Origin of the sequence: Pseudomonas sp. DL (assembly GCF_047199225.1) — a bacterium.
Lineage (GTDB): Bacteria > Pseudomonadota > Gammaproteobacteria > Pseudomonadales > Pseudomonadaceae > Pseudomonas > Pseudomonas aeruginosa.
The window spans coordinates 3666945-3686617 of the sequence record NZ_CP178323.1; the positions used below are offsets into that span (position 1 = coordinate 3666945).

The window sequence follows — 19673 nt, forward strand, 5'->3', positions numbered from 1 at the left end:
CGGTGCAAATGAAACGAACCGCATTCTTCATCTCGGACGGCACCGGTATCACCGCCGAAACCCTGGGCCAAAGCCTTCTGGCACAGTTCGAGAACATCAGCTTCGTCAAACTGACGAGACCGTACATCGATACCGAAGAAAAAGCGCGCGCCATGGTACAGCAAATCAATAATGCTGCCGAGTCGGACGGGGCCCGCCCGATCATCTTCGATACCATCGTGAACCGCGACATCCGGGCGGTCCTGGCGCAATCCAACGGTTTCATGATCGATATCTTCGCCACCTTTCTTTCGCCTCTGGAACAGGAGCTTTCGGCCGACTCGTCCTATTCGGTCGGCAAGTCCCACTCCATCGGCCACAACTCCCACTACATGGATCGCATCGAGGCGGTGAACTTCGCCCTCGACAACGACGACGGCGCCCGCACCCACTACTACGACAAGGCCGACCTGATCCTGGTCGGCGTCTCGCGCTGCGGCAAGACGCCCACCTGCCTGTACATGGCCCTGCAGTATGGCATCCGCGCCGCCAACTACCCGTTGACGGAAGAGGACATGGAGCGCCTGCAACTGCCGAACGCCCTCAAGCAGTACAAGCACAAGCTGTTCGGCCTGACCATCGACCCCGATCGCCTCACCGCGATCCGCAACGAGCGCAAGCCCAACAGTCGCTACGCCAGCTTCGCCCAGTGCGAATTCGAGGTACGCGAGGTCGAAAGCCTGTTCCGCCGCGAAAACATCGCCTACATCAACTCCACGCATTTCTCGGTGGAGGAGATTTCCGCAAAGATCCTCGTCGAAAAAGGCGTGGAACGGCGCTTCAAATAACCGCTCCGGGGCCAGCGGCTCGGCACCGCCAAGGTCCCTTGCCCGCTTCCGGTAACGCTTCGAGCCCCAGGATGGAATTTCGTTTCATCCCAGGGGCAAAACCCCGACCAAGTGGTATAAGCGGCTGTCGCTGCCGAAAAACCGCGTGATAGAATGCGGCCCGCATGCGCCTGGCGGGGCGCCCGGCATGCCCGGCCTGCCGAGCGCAGGTCGATGACGCAGGGTTTTCCGTCACGGACTGGACAGCGATCGCAAGATCGACCCGCCGAACGCGACACCAACCAGGACTTATGAAACTCAAGCCCTTAGCTCCCCTGCTCTGCCTATTCATCGCCGTACCAGGCCTGAGCGTAGCCGCCGAAAAGACGGTCTACGGCCTGAACGAATACGCGCGCATCAACGACCCGGACATCCAGCTGGCCGCCAAGCTCGACACCGGCGCCAAGACCGCCTCCCTCAGCGCCCGCGACATCAAGCGTTTCAAGCGCGACGGCGAAACCTGGGTGCGCTTCTACCTGGCCACCGACAACGCCGACGACACCCCGATCGAGAAGCCCCTGGCGCGGATCAGCAAGATCAAGCGCCGCCACGGCGACTTCAACCCCGACGAGGGCAAGGCCTATACCGCCCGTCCGGTGATCGAGCTGCAGGTCTGCATGGGCAAGGCGATTCGCACCATCGAAGTGAACCTGACCGACCGAAGTGCATTCCAATACCCGCTTTTGATCGGCTCGGAGGCCTTGAAGAAATTCGACGCACTGGTCGATCCGAGTTTGAAATACTCGGCCGGGAAACCCGGCTGCAAACCTGATGCAAAACCTGCTGAGTAAACGACATGCGCTCTCTCAACCTGCATCTGAAAGTCCTGATCGCCATCCTGCTGACCCTGGGTGTGGCGATCACCGCCTATCAGATTTTCGTCCAGGGTATTCCCGTTACCGAAGCCGAAACCGATGACCTCTGGAACATCGATGCCAAGGTCGACTTCGTCGCCACGCCGAAAACCCCGGTCAAGGTGCAGATGTTCGTTCCGCCGTTGAGCCAGGACTACGTCAGCCTCAACGAAAGCTTCGTCTCCAACAATTACGGCGTCAGCATCAATCGCGCCGACGGCAATCGCAAGGTGACCTGGTCCGCCCGCCGCGCCAACGGCAAGCAGACCCTGTACTACCGCCTGGTGCTGACCAAGCGCTACACCGGCGAGAAGACCAAGGAGAAAGGCCCGATCTTCCGCGACAGCCTGCCCCTGGAAGGCCCGGAGAAGATCGCCGCAGAAGCCCTGCTGGCCCCCATTCGCCAGCACTCGGCCGACGTCGAGACCTTCGTCAGCGAAGCCATCAAGCGCGCCAACAACGGCAACGACGACAACGTCAAGCTGCTGATGGCCGGCGACACCAGCCTGGAAAAGAAAGCGCATATCGTCGAAACCCTGCTGTCCATCGCCCACGTGCCGATGGAGCGGGTCCATACCATCCGCCTGGTCGCCGACCTGCAACAGAGCCCGGAACTGTGGCTGCGCAGCTTCAACGGCGAGAACTGGCTGTATTTCAACGTGGTCACCGGCGAACAGGGCCTGCCCTCCGATCGCCTGATCTGGTGGCTTGGCGATGAGCCGCTGATGACCATCGACGGCGGCAAGAAGGCCCAGGTCAGCTTCAGCCTGAACAGCAGCGAGATGAACGCCATCCGCCTGGCCAAGCTGTCCGACGAGAACACCGAGGCGGCCTTCCTCGAGTACTCCCTGTACGGCCTGCCGCTGTCCACCCAGCAGACCTTCCAGATCATGATCATGATCCCGATCGGCGTGCTGGTGATCCTGATCCTGCGCAACCTGATCGGCCTGCAGACCCTCGGCACCTTCACCCCGGTGCTGATCGCCCTGGCCTTCCGCGAGACCGGCCTGCAATGGGGTATCGCCCTGTTCACCGTGATCACCGCCCTGGGCCTGTCGCTGCGCTCCTATCTCGAGCACCTGAAGCTGCAGATGCTGCCGCGCCTCTCGGTGGTGCTGACCTTCGTGGTGGTGATGATCGCGGTGATCAGCCTGTTCAGCCACAAGCTCGGCTTCGAGAGCGGCCTGTCGATCGCCCTGTTCCCGATGGTGATCCTGACCATGACCATCGAACGCCTGTCGATCACCTGGGAAGAGCGCGGCGGCGGCCATGCGATGAAGGTGGCCATCGGCACCCTGTTCGCGGCATCGCTGGCGCACATCCTCATGCGCATCCCGGAACTGGTGTACTTCATCTTCACCTTCCCGGCCGTGCTGCTGATCCTGGTCGCCTTCATGCTCGCCATGGGCCGCTACCGCGGCTACCGCCTGACCGAGCTGTTCCGCTTCAAGGCCCTGCTCAAGGACTGAACCATGTCGATCTGGAAGACCTGGAAAGACCTGACCGCGAAAGGCGTGATGGGCATCAACCGACGCAATGCCGATTACGTCCTGAAGTACAACAAGCGGCACCTGTATCCGGTGGTGGACGACAAGATCATCACCAAGGAACGCGCGCTCGAGGCCGGCATCCACGTGCCGGAGATGTACGGCATCATCGAGACCGAGAAAGGCATCGACAAGCTCAACGAGATCATCGGCGAGCACAACGATTTCGTCATCAAGCCGGCGCAGGGCGCCGGCGGCGACGGCATCATGGTGATCGCCGACCGCTTCGAGGGCCGCTACAAGACCGTGTCGGGGAAGATCGTCAGCCACGAGGAGATCGAGCACCACATCTCGAGCATACTCTCCGGCCTCTACTCCCTCGGCGGTCATCGCGACCGCGTACTGATCGAGTACCGGGTGACCCCCGACCAGATCTTCAAGAGCATCAGCTACGAAGGTGTGCCGGACATCCGCATCATCGTGCTGATGGGCTACCCGGTGATGGCCATGCTGCGCCTGCCGACCCGGCAGTCGGGCGGCAAGGCCAACCTGCACCAGGGCGCCATCGGCGTGGGCGTCGACCTGGCCACCGGCGTCACCCTGCGCGGCACCTGGCTGAACAACAAGATCGCCAAGCACCCGGACACCACCAACGCGGTGGACGGTGTGCAACTGCCGAACTGGGACGGCTTCATGAAGCTGGCGGCCGGTTGCTACGAGTTGTCGGGCCTCGGCTACATCGGCGTGGACATGGTTCTCGACCAGGAGAAAGGCCCGCTGATCCTAGAACTCAACGCCCGCCCGGGCCTGAACATCCAGATCGCCAACGACAGCGGCCTGGTGCACCGCTGCCACGCCGTCGAGGCGCGACTGGAAGAACTCAAGGCGAAAGGCATCGAAGAGTCCGCGGAAGAGCGCGTACGCTTCTCCCAGCAGTTGTTCGGCCACGTCCAGCAGCACCAGGGCTGACGTGCTTCCGGTATGAAGAAGCCCGGCTCCGGCCGGGCTTTTTCATGTCTCGGATTTCAACGCACCACGGCCAGCTCGAAGCCGCCCTGCCGGGCGTGCTCATGCACCTGCATGCCCGCCTCGTTCACCGCCAGGTCCTGCAGCGGACGCTTGAACGGCTTGTTGTCGAGGGTTTGCAGCGAGCGGTCCTCGTCGGTAGTCAGCAGCAGCACGTAGCGCTCGCCGCGATTGGCTCGCACCGGCACCGTACCCTCGATGAAAGCGTAGCGATACCAGGTTTCCGGGTTCAGCTTGTACACCGCGTCGCTGACCAGCCGGGTCGGCCGCTTGTGCTCGTCGAGGAACAGCAGCGACGGGTAGACCACCTGGCGGTTGGCGAAACTGCGGATGCGCAGGCCGTAGACACCCTGGGAGCGCGGCAGCCGGATCGCCGCGTAGAAGCTCCTGCCCATGGGAAAGTCGAAGCTCGGCGAGAAGCGGTTCAACTCCTCGTAGCGCGGTTCGTCGGCATCCAGTTCGGTGAAGTCGCTCTCGGCGATCTGCTCGCAGCAGCGCCGTTGCAGGTCCTGGTAGAGATCGTCGATGGTCATCTCGGTGCCCTTGAGCAAAGCCTTCAGCGCATCGCTCTGCTGGCCGGCGCCATCCAGCCCGGGCAACGCCGTCGGACGCTGCTTGAACTCGATCTGCCGGCCCTCGGTGAAGGCGACCTGCGACGAAGGCGCGGCCTCCCGCTTGAAGCGCGCCGCGCGCTCCTCGGGCGGGATCTGCGAGTTGTGCATGCGGCCCTTCTCGTCCACCCAGGTGTAGTAGGGACTGCCGTTCTCGCTGCGAACGAAACCCTTGCCCTCGAAGGCCTCGGCATCGATGTATTCGGCGGAGTGCTCGCCGTTGGGCAGGACGTAGTCGGCGCGCTGGCCGGCGACCTGGGCGCCGGCATAGAAGCTGTTCTGCACGTTGCCGTTGGCATCGATCCAGGTGTAGTAGCGACGCTTGCTCTCCCCTCCGCTGCTGTTCCCCGGCCACTGCGTGGCGTTGTCCGCCTTGTTCAGCACCCGCGCCTGGTCGCTCTGGCCGATGCGCTGCCGCGCCTGGCGCTGCTGGCGGTCGAACTGGCCGTCGACGAAGGTGTTGTGCACCCCGCCATTGTCGTCCACCCAGGTCAGGTAGCGCCCGCCGGAGGCCCAGCCCGGCGAAGATGCCGGCAGCGCCAGGGAGAAGACGCAAAGTACGATGGATGCGCGCATCATGCTCCAGCCCTCAGAAGGTCGTACGGTAGGTCATGGCGAAAATATAGGCTTTCACCGTGGTGTCCACGTCCAGTCCCGCGTAGGGGTTGTACACCAGGTTGTCGAGCCCGGTGCAGTTCAGGTTGCAGCTGGTATCGGCCTTGACGCTCTGCTTGGTGACGAAGTAGTTGAAACCGACATCGATCACCGTGTCCTTGTCCCACTGGTAGCCCAGCCCCAGGCCGTAGAGATTGGCATCGCCGATCGGCACCAGGATGTCCGCCTGGCCCTTGGGGATCGCCGAAGGCCGGTATTCGTAGCCGGCGCGTAGCTGCAAACGGTCGTTGACGTCGTACTGCACGCCCATGGCCCAGCTCCAGGTATCGCGGTAGCCGCGGTCGAGGGTGATGCTGTGGCTGGTGGCGTCCTTCGAGTCGAGGTACTTGGCGATGCGCAGCAGGTCAAGCTCGCGGTCGAACTCGATCTTGAACTCGTTCCAGTCGCTGTAGCCGTTCCATTTCAGGTCGAAGTTGAATTGCCACTTCTTGAACGGGCGCAGCTTCACGCCGGTGGAGAAGGCATCCGGGTAGACCATGTTCATCGTGGCGTTGCCATGCTCTTCGTCGACGTTCCCGTAGGGGAACATCTGGCCGAGGATCGCACCACCGAGCGACTTGTGCACCCCGGTCCAGAAACCCTGCCAGCCTTGGCCGTAGTCGACCCGGTACTTGCCCTTGAGCCTCATCCGCGACTCGCTCTGGTAGGTCGCGCCCCAGGCGAACCAGTCGGTGGGCTCCCAGAGCACGCCGAGGTTGAAGCTGGGCGACAGCGACTGCTGCATGTCCAGGTCGATATTGGCCAGGTTCTGGAACGGACCGATGTTGCCGCCGCAGACGTTGAAGAACACCTCGAGGATCTCCTGCATTCCCGGCAGGCAACCGATCTCCTTGGTCTGCTGCAACAGCCCGAGCAACTGGTTCGGCGCCCGGAAATCCTCGTTCAACGCTACTGCCTGGTGGGAAAAACCCACCGACAGGCCGACCGACAGCTCGTCGTTGACCTGGTAGGCCAGGGTCGGCGAGAAGTAGGTGAGCCGCTGCAACGACACCTCGCGTCCCTGGTAGCGCGCCGGATCGCTATCGGAATCGCGGCTGTAGCCCAGCGCTTGCGGGGTGTAGACGTTGGTGGCGAAGGTGAACTTGGAACCCGGCGGGTTGATCGAGATCCCGGCCAGCGGCGCCACCAGCAACGGCACGTCGGTCATGCCGCCGAGGCCGGGCAGGTACATGGTCGGGGTCAGGGTCCGGCTGTGGCTGTTGGCGACCGGGTCGTCGCGCAGGCCGAAGGTGCCTTCGCCGTAGTTCGGCGGCGCCTTGAAGCCGGCGCGGATGTCCATCACCCCGGTGAGCAGCTTCACGGTCGCCTGGCGGCCCTTCATCCTGGTCAGTGCCGCCGGGTTGTAGTGCACCGAATCGATGCCGGTCTCGTCGGCGGTCACGGCGTTGCCGAGGGCCATGGCTTTCGGGTTGCCGATGGTCAGGTCGTTGGCCATCTGCGCGCCGGCCGGCGGAATCCAGGCCAGGCACACCCCTGCCAGCGCCAGCCAGAGCGGCGCAATGCGCATCTTCATAACAGGCCTCGCTCGCGGGTTACTGGGCCTTCAGCCCTTTGATATCGAGGGGTACGGATAACCCCAGCAGTACATCCGGCGAGTCTTCCGTGAGGCCGAAACCGGCGTTGACGTTGACGATGTAGTCCGGTGACGTCCGCAAGCCGAGCGAGAAGTTCATGATGCTACTGGTCTGTTCGGACGACTCGAACGTACCGGCAGTGGTGTGGTAGCGGTTCTTCAGCGTGTAGGCCATCTGGTACGAAGTCGCCAGCGAGACGTCGTAGGACAGCGCGTAGGCCATGCCCATGTTGAAGTTGATCGTGTTGCCGGGCGAGACCTTCTCCAGCTGGGAGTTGTCGGCCAGGGTCTGGTGCACGTCGTCCACCGGCAGGTTCCAGGTGTAGCCGAGCGAGCCGTAGAGGACCACCGGGTCGATCACATAGGACATGTTCGCGCCGAAGCCCAGGCTGTAGTAGCCGTTGCCGGTGGAGATGTCCTTGTCCAGGTTGGTCTTGTAGGGACTGTCGCCGGTCGGCAGGCCGATGGTGGTATACAGCGTGGTGACCGGCCGCCCGCGCACCGCCGCCCAGGGCTGCCAGCGCAAGGTCGCGGAAACGTCGCCGAGGCTGTAGGCGTGGGTATCCATCTCGGTGTCGTACTTGGCTACCAGCGGCAGGCGGAAACTGAAGGTGAGGTTGTCCCAGATCCCGTAGTCGAAGGTGAAGGAGTTGGTGAAGGTGTGCTGGGACTGGCTCTGCCGGCCGGCGAGGCCGTAGATCTGCGTGCCGCCGCTGGTCTTGGTCAGCGGCACCAGGGTCAGCCGCTGGTCGCGCACCAGCGCGTAGTCGAAACCGTAGGTCAGGGTCCGCTCGCCCTTCTTGAGCAAGGTGTAGCTCTTCTCGGCGGCCTGGAAGACCTCCTCCAGCGCCTTGGCGCTGTCGGCATCGTCATTCTTCTTGGCCAGCGCGTCACGGGCCTGGTCGACCGAGGCTTCCTCGGCAACGGACAAACCGCTGATAGACAGCATCAGCGCCGCCGCGCATGTGTACCCCCTGATTCTCATGGCGCTATCCCCAGAGATTGTTCTTGTTTTTGGGTATCTGCTACTTGGTGCGCAGGTGTATGACGTCGCCACCAGTGCCCAGCTCACGGACCTGGTTTTCAGTGATCTTGTTGATCTGCGGAAACTCGCGGAACGCCAGCAGGCTGACGGTGCGGTCGTCCACCAGGCGCATGTCGCGATCGTTCAGCGCCAGCGCGTTGCGGGGCTCCTGCCCACTCGGGAAGATCACGAACAGGACGTTCTGGTCCCAGATTTCCTCGAAGCGCGTCCGGGTGAAGCTGATGTTGCCCAAGGCCGGATCGGCGACGAAGACGTGATCGTTGTAGACATCGCGCACCACCACGAAATGCTTGAAGCCGGCATAGTGGATGGGGACCAGCGCCGGATGCTCGAGAGCGTCCAGGTCGCTGAACTCGGCGCGAAAACCACCGCTCTTGTAGCCCAGCGCAGCGGCGTAGCGCTTCATGTCGAGCAGCGAGAAACCGCGGCGCTGCACGATCTTATCGGCCTCGCCATAGCGCAGCAGCCCTTCCATGACCTGGCGTTCCTCGAGGTTGCGCCCGAGGTAGTAGTCCAGCAGCGTGGTAAGCGCCGCCGAGCCGCAGCTGTAGTCATAGGCCTGGCGGATGACGTTGCGGAACTGCAACTGGCTCATCGGCTCCAGCTGCACCGATTCGCGGTAGGGTCCATTGGGGGTCAGAGGCTGGCTGAGGTTGACCGTGCCCTGCGGTTGCGGCTTGGTATCGACCGTCTGGGTGAACCCGAACAGCCCGATCAGACTTCCCAGCAAAATCTCGAACATCGCCCCGTCGTACCTCTTTCGGAGAAAGACCCCGCCGATGCCTCGGCGAGGTCTTCGCGTCTCGACTCGGTTCCTGGATCAGTGACCCCAGACCTTGATGGTGGAACCGGCCATGTTCAGCCCGGAGACGGTCAGCGAGCCGATGCTGGCGGCGCTGGTGTCGCCCACCTTGATGGCGCCAACGGTCACGTCGCCGGTGATGGCCGGCAGGCCGATGGCCAGTTGCTGGGTCGACTTGCCGCCGATATCGGTGGTGACGACGTCGATGGTCAGCGGCTTGGTATCGTCGATGGTCAGCGCCGGCAGGCTGATGTTCTCCAGCCGCAGGGAGCCGCCGTTGGTGTCGGTATCGGTGTAGGTCACGGCCCCGACGGAGCCCTGGAAAGTACCGGAAATGCTGATGCCTGCCTGGCCGGTCACGTCGGACAGCGCGCCATCGTCCATGGCTTTCAGGTCGGCATGCGCCAGCAAGGGAGCAGCCAGAACAGCAGTTGCAAGGAACAGGTGCTTTTTCATTGTTATTTCTCCAGTGTTCAGGTGTGGTTTGCCCCAGGGCACTGCCGTTTGCATCCTGTCCCCGGCAGATCGACCGGCATCTCGCCGGTCTCCAGGTCCGGTACTGCTTCCCTAGGTGTCCCGGACATGGATTCGGTAGAGCCTCATGCTCTCTCGTCCTGGATTCCAAGCTACTGGGCCACCCCTTCCGCCGCCAGCCCATCCAAGGGATGGAGCGATGGCGGCTGCCGCTCACGCCTCGCTCAGCAGTCCCAGGCTTTTACCCTTTAGTACGGCTTGCGTTCTGCTCTTCACACCCAGCTTGGCGAACAGGTTGTGCAGGTGCCACTTGATGGTGGCTTCCGACAGGTGCACCGCCTGCGCGATATCGCGGTTCGACAAGCCCGCCGCCACCAGCCGCAGGATTTCCCGTTCGCGATGGCTAACATCCTGATTTTCATCGAAACTTTCCGGGTCCACGGAGAGCTTCCGGCACTGCTCGCGGAGCAGGTCGGCCAGCCCCTGCCAGGCCGCGGCACGCTTGGGTTCCGCTTCCCTCCAGCTTTCCCACATCGGCAACAGCCACAACGCGTCGTCCTGGAACAGCCGGCGGTAGCCGAGATTCCAGGCTTCCTCGAGCGTGGCGAGGAACAGGCCGATGGCTTTTTCGCTGTTACCTTTCTGCCAATACGCCACAGAAAGTAACAAGGACAAACGCAGCCGCCGATCCCTCTGGTAAGCGGAAGAGTAGCCGGCCAGACAGCTTTCCAGCTTGCTCTGCGCGCGTTCCGCGTGACGCTCGGACAATGCCAGCCGAGCCTCCGCCAGGACCAGGGCGGTCTGTGCGTCGGCATGCCGCTCGCCGGAGAGCCCGGCAAGATGCCGCTCCAGTTGCAGGCAGACCCGTTCGGCTTCGTTCGGACGGCGCAGCCACAGCAGGAACTGCACCTTGCAGCTCATGGCGTGAGCATAGACACGCTCGTAGCCGGGCGAGAGCAGACCGCTCAGCCATTCGTCGAGTTGCGCCAGCCCCTGCTCGGCGGCGCCGGAGAAGAAGCGCGCCTTGGCCATGACCAACTGGCCGCGACTGAGCAGTTCCACCGGCGTCGCGACATCCCGCCAGACCGTCGCCAGCGGTAGTTCGGCGAGCACGCCGGCATGCCGGTCCTGCTCGTAGAGCAGGTCGGCATAGGCCAGCGACAAGGGTCCGCCGACCCGGCTGCGCCGGCCGAATACCTGCTCGACCCGGTTGCGCGCCGACTCGGCGATCGCCCTGCCCCGCTCCAGGTCGCCACTCTCCTTGCAGATCAGGGATTCGATCAGGCTGGTCACCACCTGCAGGTACTCGCTGTCGGCGACTTTCAGGTCCTCCCGCGCGGAACCGATGGCGCCGGCGGCCTCGGCGTAGTCGCCGAGCAGCGCATGCGCCGAAGCCTGCACGCAGAGCAGGCTGGCGCGGAACACCGGCTGGTTGCTCGGGACCATGGACAGCCAGTGACGGGCGACCTTCAGGCAGGCTTCGAGCTTGTCCTGGTAGAGCAACACCAGGGCCTTGAGCACCTGGGCGGCGGCGAGCAACTCGCCGAGCCCGAAGTGCATGACCTTGCCGCGCCCCTGCAAGAGGCGGTGGCTGACCTCCTCGATCAACGCCTCGGCCTCGGCGAAGCGTTGCTCGAACGCCAGTTGCCAGGCGTAGAAGATCTGGAACACCGGATGCTCGCGGATCACCTCGGCGGGAATGCCGTTGAGCATGCCGAGGATGCCGTACACCCGGTTACCGGCGATCAGGCGCGCGCCCTGGCGCTCCAGCAACTCGGCGGCGAACAGGTAGTCGCGGGCGCGAAGGGCGTACTTGATCGCCCGGTCGGCCAGGTCGCGCCCCTCGCACCAGCGCGCCGCCGCATGCAGCAACGGGGTCGGATCGGCATGCCGGGACAGCCGCCCCTGGAGGAACTCGGCGAACAGATGGTGGTAGCGGAACCATTCGCGCTGGTCGTCCAGGGCGATGACGAACAACTGCTCGTTCTGCAGGCGCATGAGCATGTCCAGGCCGTCGCGACGCCCGGTCAGCGCATTGCACAGTTCCGCATTGAACTCATCGAGCACCGAGGTCTGGTCGAGGAACAGCTGCAGGTCGGCGGGCAGGCTGGCCAGCACGTCTTCCGCCAGGTAGTCGGCGATGTTCCGTTCGGTCCCGGAGAGCCCGCGGAGGAAACCTTCCCGGTCGGTATTGCGACTGAGGGCCAGGGCCGCCAGGTGCAACGCCGTGATCCAGCCTTCGGTGCGCTTGAACAGCAGCTTCAGCTCGCGCTCGCCCAGCTCCAGCCCCTTGAGGTCGAGGAGAAACGCATCGCTCTCCTCGCGCGAAAGTCGCAGGTCTTCCGCGCTCAGGCAGAAGGTCCAGGGCTTGAGGGTCGGTTCGTCGACCAGGAAGCGCGGGCGGAAGCGGGTCGAGGCCACCACCCGCACGTGATCGGGCAGGTTCTCGATCAGGTAGCGAACCCCATGCGGCAAGGCGGCGTGGCGGATGCGGTGGAAATCGTCGAGGAACAGGTACAAGGGGCCTTCCAGGCGACGCAGGTCGGCGAGGAAGGCATCCAGGATGCCCTCCAGCGGCACCGCGACGTCGGTGCCGAGCAGATTGGCGGTATTGCCGCCGAATGCCGGGACCACTCGCTGGATGCTCGCCAGCAGGTACTGGATCAGACGCTGCGGTTCGCTGTCGGTCTCGTCGCAGGACAACCATGCCACCGCCGCGCCCTGCTCCAGCAGGCGCAGGCGCAACTGGCAGAGGATGGTGCTCTTGCCGAAGCCGGCCGGCGCGCTGAGCACCATCGCGCGTCGCCCGCGGGCCTCGTACAGGCGGTCGATCAGCGCCTGGCGGGGAAGCAGCGGCAACCCTCCGGCGCCTGGCGGGAACAGCTTGGTCTGCAACAGCGGGATGGTGCTGGCGGGAACCCCGTCGCGATGGCCCATGGTCAGAGCAGGCTCAGCTCGCGGGCTCGCCGGATCGCCTGGGTGCGATTGCGCACCTTGAGCTTTTCGTAGATGTTGTGCAGATGCCATTTGACGGTCCCCAGGGCCAGCGACAGGCGCTGGCCGATTTCTTCGTTGGATAGGCCCTGTGCGGCCAGGCAGACCACTTCGCGCTCGCGCTCCGTCAGGCCTTCCTCGAGCGCATCCTGGGGCTTGCGCACGCCCTGCCCGGGCCAGATGCCGAGCAGGCCGCGAATGAAGGTCTGTAGCGCCGGCTGGCGCTCGGTGGATTCGAGTTGCTGGAGCAACTGGCGAATGCCGTCGCCTTCCTCGATGAAGAGGCTGCGCACCCCTTCCCGTTCGGCATTGATCAGGCATTCGCCGAGCAGGCTGTTGGCCCGTTCCTGGTAGCCCAGGCGCTGATAGCTGAGCGCCGCCAGGATATCCAGGCGCAGGCGCTGCAGGCCGTGCCAGCCGGGCTGCAAGGTGCCGCGCAACTGAGTGATCTCGTGCAGCGCCTCGCTGAAATGTCCTCGCCCCTGCAACAGGCGCACGCGGCTCACGCCCAGCGACCAGTTGACCGGGTTGAAGGCCATGTTGCGGTAGTGTGCCGCCATCTTGTTCCAGTCCACGCTCTTCAACCGCTGCTCGGCGCGCTTCAGGCGGTCGGGGCCGCTGTCCTGGAGGATCAGGTTGATCTCTTCGGCCATGGCCTGGGCGAAGAAGCGCCACGACTGATTGCGCGAGGCCAGGGCCTGCATCGCCGCCAGGCTGGCCAGCGCCTCCTTCGGCCGTCCCAGCAGGCGCTGGGTGCGCGCCAGGCAGATCTGCCCCTGGGCATAGAAATCGATCGGATTGATCACATCCACATGCCCGAGCGCCCAGCCCAGGCGCTCTTCCAGCCCGTCCAGCTCGATCCTGTAGTAGGCGGTCAGGGCCTCGGTGATGGTCGGCAGCGCCAGCGCGCTCCTGGACTTCTCGAACAGCGGCCGGGCACGCTGGCGGAGCCGCTCGATGAGCAGTTGCGCCTGCTTCACCTGGCCCTGCTCGAGTGCGAGGATCACCTCGACGTTGGCCAGTTGCATGTCCAGGTAGCGCCCTTCGAGGAAATGATTGCGCTGCTGCGCCAGTCCCAGCAGGCGCCGCGCCTGGTCGCCCTGGCCACGGACCACCTGGGCCAGCGCGGCAGTGATCAACACCGCCACTTCGAGGAAGGCAGCGTTCTGCCCGAGCTGGACTTCGACCCGGCGAGCCAGGGCGATGCACAGTTCCAGATCGTCCTTCTGCAACGCCACCACCGCCTTCACCGCCAGCGCGGAGAGGTACTGGTCGCCCATCGGCCCGTCGCCGCGGCTCTCCCCCCAGCGCGCCAGCAGTTCGTCGATGATCCGGTTGGCCTCGCCCAGGCTGAGGTCGCTGGCCCGCGACCAGACATCGGTAAGGACCAGGATCGGATAGCGCTCGGCGATTTCGTCCGGCACATGCTTGCGCCAACGGTAGATCAGGCTGAGCTGGCCGCGGTTGATCAGCTCCAGTCCGCATCCGTCGACCAGCGCGGCGATCATCTCCGGGTCTTCCGCCGCACAGGCATGCTCGATGGCGAACGTCGGCATGTGGTGGTTGGTGAACCACAGGCTGGCGTTGAAATGCAGTTGCTTGAAACGGTCCGGATCGGAGTCGCGCAGGCGGTTGCGGAGGAAGTCGGCGAACAGCAGGTGGAAGCGATACCACTGGCGTTCGCGATCCAGCGGCAGGAGGAACAATTGCATGGACTCCAGGCGCTCCAGCAGCGCCTGGCCGTCCTGGCGCCCGGTCAGGGCGTTGGCCAGGTCGCCGCTCAATTGGCTGGCAACGCCAAGGGCCAGCAGCGCTTCCTGCAGGTCGCCAGGCAAGCGTTCGAAGACCGCCGCCAGCAGATAGGCGCTGACCGCCTGCTTGTCGCCGTCGAGCAGGGCCATTTCCTGCACCTGCGGTTGCTGGCGCAGCCACAGGCTGACGAGATGCACGCCCACCACCCAGCCTTCGGTCTGGCCATAGAGCGCCTTCAGGCAGGGCTCGTCCAGATAGAGACCGCTGCGCTCGAGGTATTCGCGGGTTTCCTCGAAGCCGAGGCGCAGCTCCTCGAGGCCGATTTCCAGCAACAGCCCCTTGGCCCGCCAGGTAGCCAGGCTCAGCGCCGGCTGCGAACGCGTGCCCAGGGCCAGGACCAGCCCGGGCGGCGCGTACTGCACCAGGCGGTTGAGGCCGGTGAAGATGTCCGGGTTGCTAACCAGGTGCAGGTCGTCGAGCACCAGCAGCAACGGCCGCGCATAGCGATCGAGATCGCCGAGCAGGCTTTCGATCACCGCCACCACCGGGACCCGCATGGTGTTCTGCAGGTAGGTCTGGGCGTCGTCGCCAAGCTGCGGCACGGCTTCGCCCAGCGCCTCGATCAGCTGCCGGCAGAAACGGGCGGGGTCGTCGTCTTCTTCGGCAAGCGAGAGCCAGGCCACCGCCTGGTCTGCTACAGTGCGCTCCCTGGCCAGGGCGGCGAGCGCGCAGGTCTTGCCGAAGCCGGCAGGTGCGGAAAACATCAGAACGCGTGAATGGGGATTGCGATCCAGCAGGTTGCGGATCGCGGGGCGAAGAGAATATTCGGCTGGCACCTGAGGCGGCACTATTCTGGAGCGCGAAAGGCTGCCGGCTGCTGGATCCTGTACTGCATCCACGGCCTGTATCCCTGTGTCATTATCATTGTGGTACGGAGCCAAATCTCCGTGGGATATTTCCATAATTAGCAGATCACCCTTCTTACGTAAACTGAAGAAATGGCTCTAGGATCGACGATTCCGGCGAACTAGAATTCCTGACTGTCCCACTACCCCCACTTTCCATGCCCAGTTGTCATGTTCACCCCCTGCCCTACCATAGCGACCCAAGCTGTCTCTTTGCCATCATCCATGAGGCGCCCGGTGCGGTGATGCTCGATTCGGGTCGCCCCATCGCTACCCGTGGACGCTATGACCTTATGAGCGCCTGGCCATTGGCAGAACTGGCGCCGCTGCCCGACGAATCGGCCAACCGCTTCTTCGCCCGCCTACGCGAAGCGGCCGGAAGCCTGGGCCCCGCGCAGCTGCCAGCGCCGTACGAACTGCCCTTCGCCGGCGGTCTGCTGGGCTATTTATCCTACGACCTGGGTCGGCGCATCGAGCGCATCGGCGAACACGCCCGCGATGACCTGGGCCTGCCGCTGGCCTCCGTCGGCCTGTATGCCTGGGCGCTGATCAGCGACCACCAGGCCGGCACCAGCCAACTGGTATTCCACCCGCGATTGGACGAGCGCGAACGCCAGCGCCTGATCGCCCTGTTCAGCGAGGAAGCGCAAGGCGCGGCCGGCAACTTCAAGCTTCTGGGAAAATTCCGACGGAGCATCAGCGCATCCGACTATCGGCAGGCGATCCGCCGCATCCAGGACTACATCCAGGCAGGCGACTGCTACCAGGTGAACTATAGCCAGCGCTTCCAGGCCGCTTGCAGCGGCTCGCCGTGGCCGGCCTATCGCGCCCTGCGCGAGGCCTGCCCGACGCCGTTCTCCGGCTACCTGCGACTGGCCGACGGCGCGATCCTCAGCCTGTCGCCGGAGCGCTTCCTCAAGCTCGGCAAGGGCAAGGTGGAAACCCGGCCGATCAAGGGCACCCGCCCGCGCGGCAAGACCCCCGAGGAGGACATGGCGCTGGCGGCGTCGCTGCTGGCCAGCCCCAAGGACCGCGCGGAAAACCTGATGATCGTCGACCTGCTGCGCAACGACATCGGACGCAGTTGCCAACCTGGCAGCGTACGGGTACCGGAGCTGTTCGCCCTGGAAAGCTATCCCAACGTGCATCACCTGGTGAGCAGCGTCACCGGCGAACTGGCGCCGGGCAAGGACGCCCTCGACCTGCTGGAAGGCAGCTTCCCCGGCGGCTCGATCACCGGCGCGCCGAAGATTCGCGCCATGCAGATCATCGACGAACTGGAACCGAGCCGACGCGGCATCTACTGCGGCAGCCTGTTCTACCTCGACGTGCGCGGCGAGATGGACAGCTCGATCGCCATCCGCACCCTGCTGGTCAGGAACGGCCAGGTCAGTTGCTGGGGCGGCGGCGGCATCGTCGCCGACTCGCACTGGGAGGACGAGTACCAGGAAACCCTGGACAAGGTCCGGGTGCTGCTGGAAACCCTGGAAGGGATGGCCGGGACAGCGTCCCCGGAATAGAAAAGAGCCCGCGTTCCGCGGGCTCTTTCATCGGCGGCGCGGCTACAGACTCAGCGAACGGCTGGAAGCCTTGAGGAACTCGCGCTTGAGGTCTTCGTAGGTATGCACCGCGGGGAACTGGGGAAACTCGCGGATCACGTTTTCCGGGGCATGGAACAGGATGCCGGCGTGGGCCTCGGAAAGCATGGTGGTGTCGTTGTAGGAGTCGCCTGCGGCGATCACCCGGTAGTAGAGGCTCTTGAAGGCGATCACCGACTGCCGCTTGGGATCCTTCTGGCGCAATTGATAGCCGACCACCCGGTCGCTGTCGTCGATCTCCAGCTTGTGGCACAACAGGGTCGGGAAGCCCAGCTGGCGCATCAGCGGCTGGGAGAACTCGTAGAAGGTGTCGGAGAGGATCACCACCTGGAAGCGCTCGCGCAGCCAGTCGACGAATTCCACCGCCCCCTCCAGCGGCTTCAGGGTGGCGATCACCTCCTGGATGTCGCCCAGCTTCAGGCCATGTTCGTCGAGGATGCGCAGGCGCTGCTTCATCAGCACGTCGTAGTCCGGAATGTCCCGGGTGGTCGCCTTCAAGGCGTCGATACCGGTTTTTTCCGCGAACGCGATCCAGATTTCCGGAACCAGCACGCCTTCCAGGTCAAGACAGGCAATTTCCACAGGACTCTCCTCGAAATTCTCTGAACGATGGGGTGACGACGGACGCGGCACTCTAGCCCCTCGCCGAGGGCAAGGCAACGCCGGCTTATTCCTGGAATCAAGGTCGACAGGGGTAAATGGTTATTTAGGGCCATATGCCGCCCTTTGCTACCATTCCCGCCACAGAGCGCAACAGCGCCGCCCAGCACCAGGACCCCAGCCCGATGAGCCAGCCTTTCGACCTTCCCGCCCTCGCCTCCAGCCTTGCCGACAAATCCCCCCAGGACATCCTGAAAGCCGCCTTCGAGCACTTCGGCGACGAGCTGTGGATCTCCTTCAGCGGCGCCGAGGACGTCGTCCTGGTAGACATGGCCTGGAAGCTCAACCGCAACGTGAAGGTGTTCAGCCTCGACACCGGTCGCCTGCACCCGGAAACCTATCGTTTCATCGACCAGGTCCGCGAACACTACGGCATCGCCATCGACGTGCTTTCCCCCGACCCGCGCCTGCTCGAACCCCTGGTGAAGGAAAAGGGCCTGTTCAGCTTCTACCGGGACGGCCACGGCGAGTGCTGCGGCATCCGCAAGATCGAACCGCTCAAGCGCAAGCTCGCCGGCGTGCGCGCCTGGGCCACCGGCCAACGCCGCGACCAGAGCCCCGGCACGCGCAGCCAGGTGGCGGTGCTGGAAATCGACGGTGCCTTTTCCACGCCGGAAAAGCCGCTGTACAAATTCAACCCGCTGTCGTCCATGACCAGCGAGGAGGTCTGGGGCTATATCCGCATGCTCGAACTGCCCTACAACAGCCTGCACGAACGCGGCTATATCAGCATCGGCTGCGAACCCTGCACCCGTCCGGTGCTGCCCAACCAGCACGAGCGCGAGGGCCGCTGGTGGTGGGAGGAAGCCACCCACAAGGAGTGCGGGCTGCACGCCGGCAACCTGATCAGCAAGGCCTGAAACCGTCGATAGAGCGTATGCAATCGGGGTAAAGTGCGGGTCGAACCCCGAGCGGAGACCCAGCATGCGCATCACCATGGTCAAGAAAGTCCTCGCCAACGGCGAGGACTGCCGCAAGTGCAAGGAAGTCCGGCAACGCCTGGAACAAGGCGGCTACCTGCCGCGCATCCATCGCACCCTGGTGGCCGACGAACGCGACCCGAACAGCGCAGGCTGGATGGTCGCCGCCCAATATGGCGTAGAGACCGCGCCGTTCTTCGTGGTTCGCCACGACGACGGGCGCGAACAGGTCTACACCGTGTTCATGAGCTTCCTCCATGAAGTCCTCGAACCGCGAGCCGAGCAGTCCGCGGACGCTGATCGCGAAGCGCTGGCCAGGCTGGCCGGTCGCGACAATCTCGACATGCTCTGAGGGCCAGCCATGAAAAAGCCCGGCACCAGGCCGGGCTTTTTCATGGGCCGAGGCGATCAGTAGACCGGCAGTTCGATGCCGTCGAACAACTCGTCCAGCTCGGCCTTGTTGTGGCATTGCACGGCCTTGGCCAGCAGCTCGCGGGTCAGGTGCGGAGCGAATTTCTCGATGAAGTCGCACATGAAGCCGCGCAGGAAGGTGCCGCGGCGGAAGCCGATCTTGGTCACGCTGGACTCGAACAGGTGGCTGGCGTCGAGGATCACCAGGTCGTTGTCGAGCTTCGGATCGACCGCCATGTGCGCCACGATGCCGACCCCCAGGCCCAACCGCACGTAGGTCTTGATCACGTCGGCATCGGCCGCGGTGAATACCACCTTGGGCACCAGGCCGCGCTGGCTGAAGGCTTCGTCGAGCTTGGAGCGGCCGGTGAAGCCGAACACGTAGGTGACGATCGGCTGCTCGGCCAGGGCTTCCAGGGTCAGTTTCGGCAGCTTGGTCAGCGGATGCCCGTGGGGCACGATGACGCAGCGATTCCAGCGGTAGCAGGGCATCATGATCAGGTCGCCGAACAACTCCAGCGCCTCGGTGGCGATGGCGAAGTCGACGGTGCCGTCGGCGGCCATTTCGGCGATCTGCATCGGCGTGCCCTGGTGCATGTGCAGGGAGACGTCCGGGTACTGCTTGATGAAGCCGCTGATCACGTTGGGCAGCGCATAGCGCGCCTGGGTGTGGGTAGTGGCGATGGACAGCGTGCCCTTCTTCTCGTTGGAGAATTCCTGGGCGATCTGCTTGATGCTCTCGACCTTGCGCAGAATCTCGCCGGCGGTATGGATGATCCGCTCCCCCGCCGGCGTCACACGGGTCAGGTGCTTGCCGCTGCGAGCGAACACCTCGACGCCCAGTTCGTCCTCCAGCAGGCGGATCTGCTTGCTGATGCCCGGCTGCGAAGTATAGAGGCTCTGCGCCGTGGCGGAGACGTTGAGGTCGTGGTGCGCAACCTCCCAGATATAGCGCAATTGCTGAAGCTTCATGGAGATTCCTCGAAAAGGTTGTCGCGACCGGCGATCAAGAACCGAAGG

16 protein-coding genes are annotated in these 19673 nt (G+C 64.2%); 7 read left to right on the forward strand and 9 right to left on the reverse strand.

Translation table 11 applies throughout. The features are described from left to right. The first annotated feature begins 8 nt into the window (after positions 1-8). The 4 genes from ACI766_RS16920 to ACI766_RS16935 all read left to right on the forward strand — a co-directional run bounded on the left by ACI766_RS16920 (position 9) and on the right by ACI766_RS16935 (position 4176). The gene (locus tag ACI766_RS16920; protein WP_023120703.1) at positions 9-827 is read left to right on the forward strand and encodes a pyruvate, water dikinase regulatory protein; all 819 of its coding nucleotides are present in this window, start codon (positions 9-11) and stop codon (positions 825-827) included. 290 nt (positions 828-1117) lie between these two features. Next, a complete protein-coding gene (locus tag ACI766_RS16925; protein WP_003087811.1) occupies positions 1118-1657 on the forward strand; it encodes an ATP-dependent zinc protease in 540 nt (179 codons plus the stop codon). 5 nt (positions 1658-1662) lie between these two features. Beyond that, on the forward strand, positions 1663-3189 hold the full coding sequence (locus ACI766_RS16930) for an inactive transglutaminase family protein (protein ID WP_003087809.1): 1527 nt from the start codon (positions 1663-1665) through the stop codon (positions 3187-3189). 3 nt (positions 3190-3192) lie between these two features. After that, on the forward strand, positions 3193-4176 hold the full coding sequence (locus ACI766_RS16935) for an alpha-L-glutamate ligase-like protein (RefSeq protein ID WP_003087807.1): 984 nt from the start codon (positions 3193-3195) through the stop codon (positions 4174-4176). A 56-nt stretch (positions 4177-4232) separates the two neighbouring features. Here ACI766_RS16935 and ACI766_RS16940 read toward each other — a convergent pair whose 3' ends face one another. The 7 genes from ACI766_RS16940 to ACI766_RS16970 all read right to left on the reverse strand — a co-directional run bounded on the left by ACI766_RS16940 (position 4233) and on the right by ACI766_RS16970 (position 15058). After that, complete coding sequence (locus ACI766_RS16940; protein WP_031761357.1) at positions 4233-5420, reverse strand: MalM family protein; 1188 nt, start codon at positions 5418-5420, stop codon at positions 4233-4235. Between the two features lie 13 nt (positions 5421-5433). Further along, positions 5434-7032 (reverse strand): outer membrane protein transport protein, encoded by a 1599-nt coding sequence (locus ACI766_RS16945; RefSeq protein WP_003098070.1) that lies wholly within the window; start codon positions 7030-7032, stop codon positions 5434-5436. Positions 7033-7051: 19 nt separating this feature from the next. After that, on the reverse strand, positions 7052-8077 hold the full coding sequence (locus tag ACI766_RS16950; protein ID WP_003120313.1) for a transporter: 1026 nt from the start codon (positions 8075-8077) through the stop codon (positions 7052-7054). Between the two features lie 40 nt (positions 8078-8117). Then, entirely contained in the window at positions 8118-8879 is a 762-nt protein-coding gene (locus ACI766_RS16955) for a C39 family peptidase (protein ID WP_003098072.1), read from the reverse strand. Between the two features lie 78 nt (positions 8880-8957). After that, entirely contained in the window at positions 8958-9395 is a 438-nt protein-coding gene (locus tag ACI766_RS16960; protein ID WP_003098074.1) for a DUF6160 family protein, read from the reverse strand. Between the two features lie 231 nt (positions 9396-9626). Then, complete coding sequence (locus tag ACI766_RS16965; protein WP_003087788.1) at positions 9627-12350, reverse strand: helix-turn-helix transcriptional regulator; 2724 nt, start codon at positions 12348-12350, stop codon at positions 9627-9629. Positions 12351-12352: 2 nt separating this feature from the next. Beyond that, positions 12353-15058 carry a helix-turn-helix transcriptional regulator gene (locus ACI766_RS16970; protein ID WP_003120314.1) on the reverse strand — a complete coding sequence of 902 codons (2706 nt, stop codon included), beginning with the start codon at positions 15056-15058 and terminating at the stop codon, positions 12353-12355. Positions 15059-15222: 164 nt separating this feature from the next. Between ACI766_RS16970 and pabB the strand changes: the two genes are divergently transcribed. Continuing rightward, positions 15223-16584 (forward strand): aminodeoxychorismate synthase component I, encoded by a 1362-nt coding sequence (gene pabB, locus ACI766_RS16975; protein WP_012614290.1) that lies wholly within the window; start codon positions 15223-15225, stop codon positions 16582-16584. Positions 16585-16626: 42 nt separating this feature from the next. Here pabB and thrH read toward each other — a convergent pair whose 3' ends face one another. Then, complete coding sequence (thrH, locus tag ACI766_RS16980) at positions 16627-17244, reverse strand: bifunctional phosphoserine phosphatase/homoserine phosphotransferase ThrH (RefSeq protein ID WP_003098078.1); 618 nt, start codon at positions 17242-17244, stop codon at positions 16627-16629. Between the two features lie 203 nt (positions 17245-17447). Between thrH and ACI766_RS16985 the strand changes: the two genes are divergently transcribed. Both ACI766_RS16985 and ACI766_RS16990 read left to right on the forward strand, forming a co-directional pair. Beyond that, positions 17448-18182: a phosphoadenylyl-sulfate reductase gene (locus ACI766_RS16985; protein WP_003087779.1), complete on the forward strand. Its 735-nt coding sequence runs from the start codon at positions 17448-17450 to the stop codon at positions 18180-18182. 64 nt (positions 18183-18246) lie between these two features. After that, positions 18247-18594 carry a hypothetical protein gene (locus ACI766_RS16990; protein WP_003098081.1) on the forward strand — a complete coding sequence of 116 codons (348 nt, stop codon included), beginning with the start codon at positions 18247-18249 and terminating at the stop codon, positions 18592-18594. A gap of 56 nt (positions 18595-18650) precedes the next feature. Here ACI766_RS16990 and cysB read toward each other — a convergent pair whose 3' ends face one another. Beyond that, positions 18651-19625 carry an HTH-type transcriptional regulator CysB gene (gene cysB / locus ACI766_RS16995; RefSeq protein ID WP_003087775.1) on the reverse strand — a complete coding sequence of 325 codons (975 nt, stop codon included), beginning with the start codon at positions 19623-19625 and terminating at the stop codon, positions 18651-18653. Positions 19626-19673 lie beyond the last annotated feature (48 nt).